Raw genomic sequence first — 13,185 nt, forward strand, 5'->3', positions numbered from 1 at the left:
GCTCTTATGCGCCAGATTAAGCGGAGGCAATCTTGGAGCCCGGCGGCGATCGCGGGGGAGCGGCGGTCAGCGGCCTTCGAACGTCGGCGGCTGCCGGGTGATGAACGCCGCGACGCCCGCCTTGAAATCGCCTGTCCGGCCGGCCTCGCTCTGGCCGATTCGCTCCGCGGCGAGCGCCTCGCTGAGCGACGCCTGCCCCGCGTCCCTCGCGAGCCGGCGAATGATGGCATAGGCCACGGTCGGCCCGGCGGCGAGCCGCGCCGCCAGCGCCGAGGCCTCAGCCATCAGATCGGCATCATCGACCACGCGGGCGATCATGCCCCATTCGGCCGCCTGCTCCGCGGGGATCCGCTCGCCGAGCATCATCATCTCTATCGCCCGGGCGCGGCCGACGAGGCGCGGCAGCAGCCAGGTCGCGCCGGCATCGGGAATGAGGCCGAGATTGACGAAGGCCTGGAGGAAATAGGCCGATCGGGCCGCGATCACGATGTCGGCGGCGAGCGCGATCGAGCAACCGGCACCGGCGCACGGCCCGTTGACCGCCGCGACCACCGGCATCGGCAGGGCGAACAGCGCCTCGACCAGCGGATTGAAATGACGTTCCAGCGCCTCGCCCGCATCCTCGGGAATGCCGCCGCCGGTGACAAGATCGGCGCCGCTCGAAAAGGCGCGCCCCGCCCCGGTCATCAACAGGCAGCGCGCGCCCGTCCGCGGCAGCCCCTCGATCGCGACGCGCATCTCATCCAGCGTCTCGGCGCTGAGCGCGTTCAGGCGCTCCGGGCGATCGATCACGAGGGTCGCGACCCCCGCTTCGTCGCTCGTCAGGCGGATATGCCGGTGCGTCATTCGACCGGCGCCGGTTCGGCCGGCGCGTGGAGGCGAAGGCGCGTCACCCGGCGGGCGTCCCCCTCCGTCACTTCGAGACGCCAGCCGCTCGGGTGCGCGAGCATCTCGCCCGGCTGCGGGATATGGCCGGCCAGCACGAAGGCCAGGCCGCCAAGCGTGTCGACATCCTCCTCGACCTCGCCCAGTCGCTCGTCCACCGCTTCGGCGACGTCCTCAAGCTCGGCGCGCGCATCTGCATCCCAGATGCCGTCCTCAAGCGGAATGAGCAGCCCCTGCGGCTCCTCGTCATGCTCGTCCTCGATCTCGCCGACGATCTCCTCGACGACATCCTCGATGGTGATGAGTCCTTCGGTGCCGCCGAACTCGTCGACGACGATGGCGAGGTGGACCCGCCCGGCGCGCATCTGCGCGAGCAGATCGAGCATCCCCATCGATTCGGGCACGAAGAGCGGCGTCCGCATCAGGCTGCGTATGTCCGCCGGCGCCGGCTTGCCGGAGACCTGGTGGAGGAACACGTCCTTGATGTGGATCATGCCGACGACCCGATCGAGGCTCTCCTCATAGACCGGGAGGCGGCTATGCTCGGCTTCCTTCAGCGTCGCGACAAGGTCGTCGAAGCCGATCGTCGCCGGGACGGCAATGATGTCGCCGCGCGGAACGGCGACATCGCCGGCGGTCTTTTCCCCGAAATGCAGGATGTTGCGGAGCATCTGCCGCTCGGCCGCGCTGAGATCGCCGACCCGCGGCGCCTCGCCCTCGCGGCTTTCGAGCGCCTCCTCGATCTCGTCACGAAGGCTTGCCTCGCCATCGTCACCGAACAGGAAGGCGCGCAGCCCTCCCCAGAATGTGCGTCCTTCTTCCCGGCCGCCGGGACTGTCCTCTTCCATGGGGGTTAAGGGTGCACCTCAGTCTGTTGATAGGGATCGGCGATGCCGAGCGTGGCAAGCGCACGCCGTTCGATGTCCTCCATCTCCTCCGCGTCCGCCTCGCTCGTTTCGTGGTCGTATCCTAGCAGATGGAGCATGCCGTGCACCACCAGATGCGCGGCGTGGCTTTCCACCGCAATCCGCTTGTCCGCCGCCTCGGCTTCGCAGACGCCCCGGGCCAGGACGATATCGCCGAGCATCGGCGCGGCGGCGAGATCCTCGGGCTCCGCCATCGGGAAGGAAAGGACGTTGGTCGGCTTGTCCTTGCCGCGCCATTCGGCGTTGAGTGCCTGCACCTCGGCGTCCGAGGTGAACTTGATGGAGACCTCGGCGTGGCTGGGCACCGTCGCGGCGAACCGGCTTCCCGCGAGTGCTGCGCGGGCCGAGCGATCGGCGAGATCCGACCAGTCGGTGCGACTGTCCCAGTCGTCCGAGACATCGGCATCGACGAGGATCACGACCCCGGCCCTTCATAGGCCTCGACGATCCGGCCGACGAGAGGATGGCGCACGACATCGCCGGCGCCGAAGCGAACCATCGCGATCTTGTCGATGCCCTCCAGCTTGGAAACGGCATCCGCGAGGCCGGAGGTCACGCCATTGGGCAGATCGGTCTGGTTGGGATCGCCGCAGATCACCATGCGGCTTCGCATGCCGAAGCGCGTCAGGAACATCTTCATCTGCTGCGGCGTCGTGTTCTGAGCCTCGTCGAGGATGATGAAGGCATCGGAAAGCGTGCGCCCGCGCATGAAGGCGATCGGCGCGATCTCGATCTCTCCCGATGCGATCCGCCGCTCGACCTGCTCCAGCGGCAGCATGTCGTAGAGCGCGTCGTAGAGCGGCCGCAGATAGGGATCGACCTTTTCCTTCATGTCGCCGGGAAGGAAGCCGAGCCGCTCGCCCGCCTCGACGGCGGGGCGCGAGAGGATCAGCCGGTCGACGCTGCCGCCGATCAGCTGCTGCACCGCCTGCGCGACGGCGAGATAGGTCTTGCCGGTGCCTGCGGGGCCAAGCGCGAAGATCATCTCGTCGCGGGCCAGCGCCTCCATATAGGTGGCCTGGGTGCGCGAGCGCGGCACGATCGTCTTCTTGCGCGTGCGGATCATCACCCGCGGCGGCTCGATCACCTCGGGCGCGACGATCCCGTCGAGCGTCGGCTGGCCGGACATGGCGATGATCGCGTTGACCGTCTCGGCATCGATGTCGTGGCCTTCGTCGAGCCGGTTGTAGAGACCGATCAGCACCTCGCGGGCGCGCGCCGCATCTTCCGCCTCGCCCTCGATCTGCACCTTGGCCCCGCGCGCGGCGATATAGACGCCGAGCCGGTCCTCGATGGCGACAAGGTTGCGATCGAACTCCCCGAACAGGGGGCCGAGGAGATGCGGCTGCTCGAACTCGATTTCGAGGCGGGCGCGCGACGATCCCGGCTGGGCGACGGGCTTGCGGCTCATTGGGTCCTTTCGCGTGGGCGAGTCACGTCGCCAAGGTGGGGCCGCGCGCGCCGAAATGCCAGCGCCTTTCACCTGCTCCGGGCGGTTCCGGAGATGCGATGCGCGCACGCCACAGTGGCCTAAAGAGATCGTTTTTCAGCGATCGTGAGACGCTTTAGCTGGGCTGGAGAGAGAAGATCTCGAACTTGGTCCAAACACCTTACGTACTCCGCATAGCGCCCGTTTTCCCAATGCGGTGCCGCCAATGACATTGCGTGCTGGAGCCGGTGCGCGGTCCAACTCAATTTGTCATGCGACCTCCGAACATCGATCAACTTGGAAAACCAGCCGCTGTTTACAAAAACCTCGATCTCACTCCGAAGGCCCAGCGGCACTTCCGTCCACAAGGTGTCAGGTACCAAGGTCAACTCGACACCATATTCATCGGCAGCAGCTCCAAGTATCTGCTGGAACCAATGCAGATAGCCCCATTCCCGGGGCACGGGGCTGGTGAGAGCTCTCGCTTCCGGGTCCCACTGCACGCCCAACGCGGCCCGATAGATTTTGTCGAACTTAGCCTCGGATGGTCGCACCAAAAGCCGTTTCTGGTTGTCGATGCGGATTTCGATGATCTGCTCTTGTCTCATGGCACCTTCACAATACCGACAAGCTTGCGGCGTGCGTCGATGAATGCATGCCCGAATAGGCAACAACAAAAAGGCGGTAGAGCCATAATGTTCAGATGATGTCTTCTACAGAACCAAATGGGCCTCGCCGATCCGAGATGCCAGCGCAATTGCGGGGGATGCGGCGGCTGCGAGGGAACGATACAGCCGCGCCACAGTCAGGCGGCGGAGCGGACCAGTTCCGTCCCGGCGAGACTGTTCGGCCCGGCGGAGACCAGCTCGACCTCGACGATGTCGCCGATCTTCGCTGCGCTCTCGAAATGGACCGATTGCAGCCACGGAGACTTGCCGAGCATCTGGCCGGGCTTGCGGCCCTGCCGTTCGACCAGCACCTCGGTGCGCCGGCCGATGCTGGCGCAGTTGAACGCGGTCTGGTGCGCGTTCAGCAGCGCCTGGAGCCGCTGGAGGCGTTCGTCGGCGACGGCGGGCGCGATCTGCTCCGCCATGTCGGCGGCCGGCGTGCCCGGGCGCGGGGAATATTTGAACGAGAAGGCCTGGGCGTAGCGAACCTCATCGACCAGCTTCAGCGTCTCCTCGAACTCGGCATCTGTCTCGCCGGGAAAGCCGACGATGAAATCGCCCGAAAGCGCGATATCGGGCCGCGCGGCGCGGACCTTTTCGAGAATCCGCAGGTATGACGATGCAGTGTGGCTGCGGTTCATCGCCTTCAGCACGCGGTCGCTGCCCGCCTGAACGGGCAGGTGCAGATAGGGCATCAGCTTGTCGACGTCGCGATGCACCGCGATTAGGCCGTCGGTCATGTCGTTGGGATGGCTGGTGGTGTAGCGGATGCGGGCGATCGCGGGGATCGTCGCAATCGCCTCGATGAGGTCGTGCAGGCCCCTGCCTTCGTCCGCCCAGGCGTTGACGTTCTGGCCGAGCAAAGTGAGTTCGCGTGCGCCGGCGTCGGCGAGCGCCTTCGCCTCGTCGAAAATCGCCGAGAACGGCCGGCTCACCTCGGCCCCGCGTGTATAGGGGACCACGCAATAGGTGCAGAATTTGTCGCAGCCTTCCTGGACGGTGAGGAAGGCCGAGGGTGCGACCTTGCGCCGCGCCGGCAGCGCGCCGAATTTCGACGCCGCCGGCATGTCGGTGTCGAGCGCGACCGTGCCGCTGGCGGCCTTTGCGACCAGGGCCGGGAGGTTGTGATAGGCCTGCGGGCCGACGACGACGTCCACTTTTGCCCGGCGCGCGATCTCCGCGCCCTCGGCCTGGGCGACGCAGCCGGCGACGGCGACCATCGGGCGGCTGCCGTCGGGCCGCTTCAACCGGCCGATTTCCGAATAGACCTTCTCGGTCGCCTTCTCGCGAATATGGCAGGTGTTGAGGACGACGAGATCGGCGGCCTCGCCGTCGCCGGCCGCGCGCATGCCTTCGGCGGCGAGCAATTCGCCCATCCGCTCGCCATCATAGACGTTCATCTGGCAGCCGAAGGACTGGACCTTGAAGGTACGGGGGGAAGTCATGGGCCGGCGCCTATAGGCGATCGCACGGTTCAGCGGAAGCGCCGAGCGCCGCGACGATGGCATCGCGGGCACAGGCGGCGAGCGCCTTGCGGTCCCCCGCCGCATGCGGATCGATCGGATCGAGGAAGCGGACGGTGACGGGGATCCGGCGATAATCGCGCATGACGCGCCTGGCATTGGCCCCGGTGCTTTCCTCGCCCACCCAGGCCATGTCATGGGTGAGCTCGCCATAATCGAGGGCGACCGGTTGCACCAGCACGCCCTCCATCGGCGGGTAGAGCGAACCGAACAGGCTGGCGCGGAAGGGCAGGACCTGGTGGCCGCCCTCGGTCGTCCCCTCGGGAAAGAAGGAGACCGAGCGCCCGGCATCGAGAGCCGCGCGCAGAAGGTCGGCCTGATGCCGCGCCTGGCGCCGCGCGGTGCGAGCGACATAGATCGTGTCGTTGAGATCGGCGAGCCAGCCGATGACGGGCCAGCGTTCAACCTCGTTCTTGGCGATGAAGGCGGTGGGGGCGGCACCGCCGATCGCAAGGATATCGAGCCAGCTCACGTGATTGGCGGCGAAGAGCACGCGGCCGCCGAGCGGCGTGCCCTCGACACGGACGCGAAGGCCGCAGCAACGGCCGGCATAAGCGAGGAAGCGCCGCGCCCAGGGCGAGCGGCCGCGCAGCGCCTTCGAGGCATAATGGAGCGGAAAGTAGACGAGGAGCCCGCCGGCGATCGCCAATGCGCGCCAGTAGAACCGCATCACGCGGCCCGCTTATTTCGCGCGGCCGACCGCGACGCCATAAAGCTCCATGCGGTGGTCGACGAGCCGGAAGCCAAGCTTCTCCGCGATCCGCCGCTGGAGCTGCTCGAGCTCCTCATCGACGAATTCGATCACGTTGCCGGTCTCGACGTCGATCAGATGGTCGTGATGGGTTTCCGCCGCAGCCTCGTAACGGGCGCGGCCATCGCCGAAATCGTGGCGCTCAAGGATGCCCGCCTCTTCGAACAGGCGCACGGTGCGATAGACGGTGGCGATCGAAATGCCGGGATCCACGGCGGAGGCGCGGGCATGAAGCGCCTCGACATCGGGATGATCCTCCGCCTCGGAAAGGACGCGGGCGATCACCTTGCGCTGCTCGGTAATCCGCAGCCCCTTTTCGGCGCACAGGGCCTCAATGTCGATCGCGCGGGTCATCCACCTTATCTAAGGCCGGATCGGCGAAGCGTCAAAGCACGGTCGAAAACGCCGCCCCGCGCCAGGCACGGGACGGCGAATCCGGCACGGCGCCCTTATTTGCGCGACGCGCGACCCCGCTTGGTGCCGAGGCCGATCTTCTTCGCAAGCGAACGACGCTGCTCCGCGTAATTCGGCGCGACCATCGGATAGTCGGCGGAAAGCCCCCATTTCTGCCGATATTCGTCCGGCGTCATATTGTAATGGGTCATCAGATGCCGCTTCAGCATCTTGAGCTTCTTCCCGTCTTCAAGACAGACGATATAATCCGGCTTGATCGAGGCGCGGATCGAAACCGCCGGCTCGGGCTTCGCCGCCGGCTCTTCCTGGCGCCCGCCGAGACCGCTGAGCGCGTTGAAGACATTGCCGATCAGCAACGGGAGATCGGAAACGGCGACGCTGTTGTTGCTGACATGGGCCGATACGATGTCGGCCGTGAGGGTGATCAAAGTCTCCCCGAATTCGTCCTGATTATCCATGTGTCGATACCTGTAAATCGTGATCAGAGGACACCCGCCATTGGCCGTGACGAGCGCAAGCCGGAATAGGTTGTTTCAGCGCAATTTGACAAGTCGAAACAGCAGCGAATAGCTATCTATTTTGTATATGGCTCAATGTTCCGGGTTGTGTCGCCACGCGAATTTCGCGGCGGCAACACCAAAATCCGACATGAAAACAGAGATCAGCGCCGTGGCGGCTCGAATTTCGCGAGGGTCAGCGCATCGAATGTCCGGCCAGCATCGCCGCTGTAATAGTCGCGGCGCCGGCCCGCGAGCGTGAATCCGGCCGACTCGTAGAGATGAATCGCGGGATTGCCGTCGCGGACCTCGAGATGGAAATGTTCCGCCCCCCGCGACCGGGCGCCGGACAGGAAGGCGTCCAGCAAGCGCCGCCCGATCCCGTGCCGCTGCGCGTCCTTGCGTACCGCCAGGAGCAGCAGTTCCGCCTCGTCGGCGACGATCCGCGCGAGCGCGAAGCCGCAGACGGCATCGCCCACGCGCGCCAGCGTCAGCCAGACTCCCGGCATCGGCAGCAGCCCGGCGCACTGGGCGAAGGTCCAGCGCTCGCCGTAGCGCGGATCGAAGCTCTCGTTCATCACCGCCATCACCGCCGGAAGATCGACCGCGCCGCCTTCGACCAGTTCGGGGACGCTCTTCACCTTATCGGCCCTGCGGCGCCGGAGGCGGGCTTCGCATCGGGCGCGCGGCCATAAATCGGCCGCGGAACCAGGGCGCGGAGCGCCGGCGGCAGGAGCCGCACATCCGCCGCCCTCGGCAACAGATCGCGCGCGTCGCCCCAGCCGCGCGCCGCGACGAGCGCTTCAGCGCCGGATCCGACGACAAGGTCGGTCTGCGCCGCCCGTGCGGCCTCGTCTGGCGGAAGCGATCGAAGGTCACCGAGCGGGACGAGCGGGTCACCGCCATAATCTTGCACGAAAAGCTCGCCATGTCCCGCCTGAAGCGCCGCGCTCGCCGAGCCGGCTCCGGCAGCCGCCGCCAGCAGCGCCAGCGAGGAATAGCCGGCCAGTTCCGCGCCCCAGCCGATCGCCAGGCCGTGCGCGAGGGCAAGGCCGACGCGAACCCCCGTAAAGCTCCCCGGACCGCAATCGACCAGGATCGCGTCCGGCCGGCGCGTGCCAACCAACTCGGCGACCATCGGCGCCAGCCGCTCGGCATGGCCGCGCCCGACGATCTCGTGCCGCTCGTCCAGAACCGAGCCGTCCGCGTCGAGCAGCGCGGCCGAGCAGGCGGCGGTGGCGCTTTCGATGACCAGCAGCAAGAACCAGCTCCCCTCGTCACCCCCGCGAAGGCGGGGGGCCAGCTTTCCTGTGCGAAAGCGGTCGCAACCATAGCTGGAGTCCCGCTTTCGCGGGAATGACGGAAGCAGGCAAGCTAGACGGCCTCGACCGTCACGACCTCCGGCACATAATGTTTGAGGAGGCTTTCGATCCCGTTCTTGAGTGTCATCGTCGAGGACGGGCAGCCGGAACAGGCGCCGTGCATGGCGAGGAAGACGGTGCCTTCCCTAAAGCCGCGATAGACGATGTCGCCGCCGTCCTTCGCGACCGCCGGCCGCACACGGGTGTCGATCAGCGCACGAATCTGCTCGACGATCTCGGCATCGGCCGGATCGTCGGCCACATCGTCGTCGAGCGGCACGACGATGTCGGCCGCGCTCGGCGCGTTGAAGAGGGGGGCGCCGCTGGCGAAATGATCGAGCAGCACTTCGAGCACCTGCGGCTTGAGCCCGCGCCAGTCGACGCCGGGGCCCGCCGTCACCGAGATGAAATCCCGCCCGAAGAAGACGCCGGTCACGTCGCCCGTCGAAAAGAGCGCGGCGGCGAGCGGTGAGACGTCGGCTTCTTCGGGCGACGCGAAATCGCGCGTGCCCATGTCCATCACCTGACGGCCGGGCATGAATTTCAGCGTCGCCGGATTGGGCGTGGTCTCGGTCTGGATCAGCATGGCCGCGATGTGGCGCTTCGCGGGGCAGCGATCAAGGTCAGAAATCGACCTTGTCGTAATGCGCCGGCGGCTGGATCACTTCCATCCGCTCGGCGAGCAGCGGGCGGAAGGCGGGGCGGGATTTCATCACCGCATACCAGTCGGCGGTCTGCTTGTGCCCGCGCCAGTCGACGCCGCCCAGATAATCGGCGACCGAAAGCTGCGCCGCGGCGGCGAGATCGGCGAGCGTCAGCGCCGGCCCGGCGAGCCAGCGCCGGTGATCGAGCAGGTAATCGATATAGTCGAGATGGCCGTTGGCAGCCGTCATCGCCTTCCTGAGCTCGGTCGTGTCGGGCGGCGCGCGGCTGATGAGCCGCTTCTTCATCCGCTCCTCCATCAGCGGCGCCACGACCTCGTGGTGCATCCGCCCGTCGAACCAGGAGACGAGCCGGCGCACCTCGGCGCGGTTGCTCGCGGTGCCGGGGATCAGCGGCGCCTTGTCCAGCGTCTCTTCGAAATATTCGCAGATGGCGAGCGAATCGATGAGGACGACGCCCTTCGATTCCTCGACCAGCACCGGGGTTTCGCCGGCCGGGTTCAGATCAGCGAAATCATCGTCCTGCAGCCAGGGCGAGACCCGCCTCAGCTCATGCGCGACGCCCTTTTCGGCGAGCATCAGCCTCACCTTGCGCGAAAAGGGGCAGAGCGGAAATTGATAGAGATGCCACATCGGTGACGCGACCTTTAGCGGCCGCGTCGCGCCAGTAAACCGGGCAAATCGTCCCGATCAATCGTCGTCGGGTATGCCGCCCGGCGTGCCGTGATCCGGCGCACGGGGCGACGTCCCCCGATAGGCGTCGCGATAGGCGCGCATGACCTGATGGAGCGACTGGCGCAGCTGTTGCGCCTGCTGGGCGAGAACGGGGGCTGCCGCCGATAGCGCGGCGGACATGCGGCCGAGCTTGTCGGCGCCACCGTAGATCGATTCGTGGACACGTTGCTCGAAATAAGGGTCGTCTCGCCCGGCCATCGCGCCAACGGTGCGCCCCGGCTGGCCGTAATGACGACTGCGGCGGAGCGGGTCCGCCGAATCGAGCAGCGGGCCGATATCGGTGTCGAGCATCGCGCCGACCATGCGGTCGATCGCGGGCGCCATCTCTTCGATCTGGCGCTGGCTCGGCAGCGGTCCCAGAGCCTCATCGTCGGGCGCGGGCGGCTGGGCCGCAGCTGGAACGGCGGCAAAAGCGATCAAGGCAAAGAGAGGAAGCGTGCGCATCACAGGCTCCTTCGCGGCACAAGCGAGTCGGCGGCCCTTATACACCAACGGCTGAGCGAAGGCTGAACGCTCAGCGCAGGCTCAGCAGCCACACCAAAGCCGCGGCCCCGGCGACGATCCGATACCAGGCGAAGGGCGCGAAGCCGCGCTTCGAGACGATGCCGATGAACCAGCGGATCACGACCAGCGCGACGACAAAGGAGACGACGAAGCCGAGCGCGATCCCGCCCGCGCCGACCTCGCCCAGATCGCTGCGATTCTTCCACAGCTCGAGCGTGGTCGCACCGAGCATGGTGGGGATGGCAAGGAAGAAGCTGAACTCGGCGGCGGTGCGCCGCTCCACGCCCATCGCAAGCGCGCCCATGATCGTCGCGCCCGAGCGGCTGACGCCGGGGATCATCGCGAGACACTGGACGAAGCCGATCGCGATCGCCTTGCCAAGGCCGATTTCGGCGACGCCCTTTTCGCTTCCCTGCGGCGCCGCGCGCTCGATGCCGAGGATCGCGACACCGCCGACGATCAAGGCGACCGCGACGATGGTCGGGCTGCCGAGCATCCCCTCGATCTGCTTGTGCAGCGCGAGGCCGATCACCGCGGCGGGCAGGAAGGCGACGAGGATGTTGCGCACGAACCGCCAGGATTCGGGCTGGCGTTTCGCGAGCCCCGACAGCACCGCCATGAAGGTGCGCCAGTACAACACGACGACCGCAAGAATCGCGCCGAGCTGGATGACGATGTTGAACACCGTCCAGTGATGCTCGTCATAGCCAAGCAGCGCGCCGGCGAGGATCAGGTGACCGGTCGAGGAGACCGGCAGGAATTCCGTAACCCCCTCGACGATGCCGAGCAGGATGATGGTGAGGAGGCTGTCCATCGTCGTTCCCTAGCGGGCTTGGGCATCGCCGGTCCAGCCGGGCGACCGGCAAAGATTAACGCACCACCGGCAGCATGATCGCGCTCGCATTCGCGCCGCCGCGCAGCACCGTCTGCGTCGCGGCGCGATAATCCTGCGGGCGGGCGAAGAAGATGTTGGGGACGTAGGTCTGCGGATTGCGGTCGTAGAGCGGGAACAGGCTGGACTGGATCTGCACCATGATCCGGTGGCCCGGCAGGAAGACGTGGTTGGTCGGCGGCAGGCGGAAGCGATAGGCCTGGGGCCGGCCGGCCGGAATCGCGGAGGGATGTTCGAAACTGTCGCGATAGCGGCCGCGGAAAATGTCGAGGCTGAGCGCGAGCTGGTAGCCGCCCTTGGTCGGATCGGACGGCACCTCGTCGGAATAGACGTCGATCAGCTTCACGACCCAATCGGCGTCGGTCCCGGTGGTCGCCGCGCGCAGATCGACGATCGGCGCCCCGGAGATTCGGAGCGGTTCGGTGAGCGGCTCGGTCTGGTAGACGAGCACGTCGGGGCGAACCGCGGCGAAGCGCTGATCCTGTACCAGCCAGGTCCGCCAGCGATCGCCGTCGGCGAAGCTGATCGGCGGCGCGAGATAGGGCACGGGCCTGGCGGGATCGGAGACGTAGGAATCGGATCCGTCGCCCGACGGCCGATCGAAGCCGAGGGCGAAGCCCGGCTCGAGATAGAGCGGCGTGAGCGGGCGGCCGCAGCCATCGGCGCAGGCGAGCGGCCAGGTGGGCAGGCGATCCCAGTGATTCTCGCCGCTATTGTAGATGAGCGCGCGCGGCGGATCGGCGGCCGGCCTGTCCTTGAGATAGCGGTTGAAGAAGGGCAGCAGCACGTCGCGGCGGAATTCCGCCGCCGTGTCGCCGTTCCAGTTGAACGGCCCGAGCGAGGAGCCGTTGTAATTGACCTGGCTGTGCCGCCACGGGCCCATCACCAGCCAGTTGTTCGCCTCGTGCCCGGCCGTCTTCAGCGCCTCGAACGTGTGGACCGCGCCATACATGTCCTCCTGGTCCCAAAGGCCCTGGATCCACATGGTCGGCACGCTCGAGGGATGCGCCGCGAGCAGCCGGTCGAGCGCCTGGCCCTGCCAGAAGGCGTCATAGGCCGGGTGCTGCGTCATCCGGTTCCAGTAGGGCAGGCGATCGAATCCCGACTGCGCGGCCCAGGCGCCCGCCGATCCCGCGCGAAGGAAGGTCTGGTAATCGTCATAGGCGCCGGAGACGGGGGATTCCCCGCGCCCCTGCCAGCCGGTCTGCGATCCGATCCAGCCGATATTGGCCTGACGGAAGGCGCCGTAATGGAACCAGTCGTCACCCATCCAGCCATCGATCATCGGGCTTTCGGGCGCCGCAACCCGCAGCGCGGGATGCGGATCGAGCAGGGCCATCGCGACCGTGAAGCCTTCGTAGGACGAGCCGATCATGCCGACCCGGCCGTTGCTTTCGCGGACGTTCTTCACGAGCCAGTCGATCGTGTCCCAGGCATCGGTGACATGATCGACATCGGTCGGGTTGAGCGGCCCGCGCACCGGCCGGGTGACGACATAATCGCCCTCCGAGCCGTATTTGCCGCGGATATCCTGGAAGACGCGGATATAGCCGTCGCGGACGAACACCTCGTCGCCTTCGGGGAGTGCCGCGAGCATGTGCGGGCTGTTCGCGCGGCTCGCGCGGGCCGATGCGTTATAGGGGGTGCGCGTGAGCAGGATCGGGAGATCGTGCGCGCCCTTGGGCACGATGATGACGGTGTGCAGCCTCACGCCGTCGCGCATCGGGATCATCACCTCGCGGCGCTCGTAATCCCAGCCATCCCGGTTGTAGGCGAAATGGGGCGGAATATCCCCGGCGAGCGGCGGCGCCCCTGCCTGCCGGCTCGGCTGGGCGATCGCGGCGAGCGGGGGAAGAAGGAGGAGAAGGAGGGCGGCCGCGGCCAGGATCGGGTTCAGACGCTTCATTGCTTGTCCCCAGTTCCCGCGCAACCGGCGCC

The 13,185-nt window shown here is 66.9% G+C and carries 16 protein-coding genes; all 16 read right to left on the reverse strand.

What is annotated here, in order from left to right; translation table 11 throughout:
• Nucleotides 1–66: 66 nt before the first annotated feature.
• Nucleotides 67–846, reverse strand: coding sequence for an enoyl-CoA hydratase-related protein (locus tag FRZ32_RS04905; RefSeq protein ID WP_147042462.1), 780 nt, complete (start codon nucleotides 844–846; stop codon nucleotides 67–69).
• Complete coding sequence (locus FRZ32_RS04910; RefSeq protein WP_147042463.1) at nucleotides 843–1,733, reverse strand: hemolysin family protein; 891 nt, start codon at nucleotides 1,731–1,733, stop codon at nucleotides 843–845. Before FRZ32_RS04910 ends, FRZ32_RS04905 begins: the two co-directional genes overlap by 4 nt.
• Nucleotides 1,734–1,738: 5 nt before the next feature.
• Nucleotides 1,739–2,230 (reverse strand): rRNA maturation RNase YbeY, encoded by a 492-nt coding sequence (gene ybeY / locus FRZ32_RS04915; protein ID WP_424141281.1) that lies wholly within the window; start codon nucleotides 2,228–2,230, stop codon nucleotides 1,739–1,741.
• Nucleotides 2,227–3,222, reverse strand: coding sequence for a PhoH family protein (locus tag FRZ32_RS04920; protein WP_147042464.1), 996 nt, complete (start codon nucleotides 3,220–3,222; stop codon nucleotides 2,227–2,229). The genes ybeY and FRZ32_RS04920 overlap by 4 nt, the downstream gene beginning before the upstream one ends.
• Nucleotides 3,223–3,341: 119 nt before the next feature.
• Entirely contained in the window at nucleotides 3,342–3,848 is a 507-nt protein-coding gene (locus FRZ32_RS04925) for a hypothetical protein (protein ID WP_147042465.1), read from the reverse strand.
• A gap of 197 nt (nucleotides 3,849–4,045) precedes the next feature.
• The gene (gene miaB / locus FRZ32_RS04930) at nucleotides 4,046–5,353 is read right to left on the reverse strand and encodes a tRNA (N6-isopentenyl adenosine(37)-C2)-methylthiotransferase MiaB (RefSeq protein WP_147042466.1); all 1,308 of its coding nucleotides are present in this window, start codon (nucleotides 5,351–5,353) and stop codon (nucleotides 4,046–4,048) included.
• Nucleotides 5,354–5,363: 10 nt separating this feature from the next.
• A complete protein-coding gene (locus FRZ32_RS04935) occupies nucleotides 5,364–6,101 on the reverse strand; it encodes a lysophospholipid acyltransferase family protein (protein WP_147042467.1) in 738 nt (245 codons plus the stop codon).
• Between the two features lie 12 nt (nucleotides 6,102–6,113).
• Nucleotides 6,114–6,536 (reverse strand): Fur family transcriptional regulator, encoded by a 423-nt coding sequence (locus FRZ32_RS04940; RefSeq protein WP_147042468.1) that lies wholly within the window; start codon nucleotides 6,534–6,536, stop codon nucleotides 6,114–6,116.
• 95 nt (nucleotides 6,537–6,631) lie between these two features.
• Complete coding sequence (locus tag FRZ32_RS04945; protein ID WP_147042469.1) at nucleotides 6,632–7,054, reverse strand: Ros/MucR family transcriptional regulator; 423 nt, start codon at nucleotides 7,052–7,054, stop codon at nucleotides 6,632–6,634.
• 203 nt (nucleotides 7,055–7,257) lie between these two features.
• Entirely contained in the window at nucleotides 7,258–7,734 is a 477-nt protein-coding gene (rimI, locus tag FRZ32_RS04950) for a ribosomal protein S18-alanine N-acetyltransferase (RefSeq protein WP_147042470.1), read from the reverse strand.
• Nucleotides 7,731–8,354 (reverse strand): tRNA (adenosine(37)-N6)-threonylcarbamoyltransferase complex dimerization subunit type 1 TsaB, encoded by a 624-nt coding sequence (gene tsaB / locus FRZ32_RS04955; protein ID WP_147042471.1) that lies wholly within the window; start codon nucleotides 8,352–8,354, stop codon nucleotides 7,731–7,733. Before tsaB ends, rimI begins: the two co-directional genes overlap by 4 nt.
• 113 nt (nucleotides 8,355–8,467) lie before the next feature.
• Complete coding sequence (locus tag FRZ32_RS04960) at nucleotides 8,468–9,040, reverse strand: NifU family protein (protein WP_147042472.1); 573 nt, start codon at nucleotides 9,038–9,040, stop codon at nucleotides 8,468–8,470.
• Between the two features lie 37 nt (nucleotides 9,041–9,077).
• The gene (locus FRZ32_RS04965; RefSeq protein WP_147042473.1) at nucleotides 9,078–9,749 is read right to left on the reverse strand and encodes a glutathione S-transferase family protein; all 672 of its coding nucleotides are present in this window, start codon (nucleotides 9,747–9,749) and stop codon (nucleotides 9,078–9,080) included.
• A gap of 57 nt (nucleotides 9,750–9,806) precedes the next feature.
• Nucleotides 9,807–10,295: a hypothetical protein gene (locus FRZ32_RS04970; protein WP_147042474.1), complete on the reverse strand. Its 489-nt coding sequence runs from the start codon at nucleotides 10,293–10,295 to the stop codon at nucleotides 9,807–9,809.
• 70 nt (nucleotides 10,296–10,365) lie between these two features.
• Nucleotides 10,366–11,169, reverse strand: coding sequence for an undecaprenyl-diphosphate phosphatase (locus FRZ32_RS04975; protein ID WP_147042475.1), 804 nt, complete (start codon nucleotides 11,167–11,169; stop codon nucleotides 10,366–10,368).
• A gap of 55 nt (nucleotides 11,170–11,224) precedes the next feature.
• Nucleotides 11,225–13,153, reverse strand: a complete 1,929-nt coding sequence (locus FRZ32_RS04980) for a CocE/NonD family hydrolase (RefSeq protein ID WP_147042476.1) — start codon at nucleotides 13,151–13,153, stop codon at nucleotides 11,225–11,227.
• Between the last annotated feature and the right edge of the window lie 32 nt (nucleotides 13,154–13,185).

Origin of the sequence: Sphingosinicella ginsenosidimutans (assembly GCF_007995055.1) — a bacterium.
In the GTDB taxonomy this organism is placed as follows: Bacteria; Pseudomonadota; Alphaproteobacteria; order Sphingomonadales; family Sphingomonadaceae; genus Allosphingosinicella; species Allosphingosinicella ginsenosidimutans.

Bases quoted from the DNA above. Each gene is read 5' to 3' on its own strand.
- FRZ32_RS04925 (WP_147042465.1), bottom strand. From the start codon at position 3,848: ATGAGACAAGAGCAGATCATCGAAATCCGCATCGACAACCAGAAACGG.
- FRZ32_RS04945 (WP_147042469.1), bottom strand. From the start codon at position 7,054: ATGGATAATCAGGACGAATTCGGGGAGACTTTGATCACCCTCACGGCC.
- FRZ32_RS04935 (WP_147042467.1), bottom strand. From the start codon at position 6,101: ATGCGGTTCTACTGGCGCGCATTGGCGATCGCCGGCGGGCTCCTCGTC.
- FRZ32_RS04920 (WP_147042464.1), bottom strand. From the start codon at position 3,222: ATGAGCCGCAAGCCCGTCGCCCAGCCGGGATCGTCGCGCGCCCGCCTC.
- FRZ32_RS04940 (WP_147042468.1), bottom strand. From the start codon at position 6,536: ATGACCCGCGCGATCGACATTGAGGCCCTGTGCGCCGAAAAGGGGCTG.
- miaB (WP_147042466.1), bottom strand. From the start codon at position 5,353: ATGACTTCCCCCCGTACCTTCAAGGTCCAGTCCTTCGGCTGCCAGATG.
- FRZ32_RS04975 (WP_147042475.1), bottom strand. From the start codon at position 11,169: ATGGACAGCCTCCTCACCATCATCCTGCTCGGCATCGTCGAGGGGGTT.
- FRZ32_RS04965 (WP_147042473.1), bottom strand. From the start codon at position 9,749: ATGTGGCATCTCTATCAATTTCCGCTCTGCCCCTTTTCGCGCAAGGTG.
- FRZ32_RS04905 (WP_147042462.1), bottom strand. From the start codon at position 846: ATGACGCACCGGCATATCCGCCTGACGAGCGACGAAGCGGGGGTCGCG.
- FRZ32_RS04960 (WP_147042472.1), bottom strand. From the start codon at position 9,040: ATGCTGATCCAGACCGAGACCACGCCCAATCCGGCGACGCTGAAATTC.
- FRZ32_RS04910 (WP_147042463.1), bottom strand. From the start codon at position 1,733: ATGGAAGAGGACAGTCCCGGCGGCCGGGAAGAAGGACGCACATTCTGG.
- FRZ32_RS04980 (WP_147042476.1), bottom strand. From the start codon at position 13,153: ATGAAGCGTCTGAACCCGATCCTGGCCGCGGCCGCCCTCCTTCTCCTC.
- FRZ32_RS04970 (WP_147042474.1), bottom strand. From the start codon at position 10,295: ATGCGCACGCTTCCTCTCTTTGCCTTGATCGCTTTTGCCGCCGTTCCA.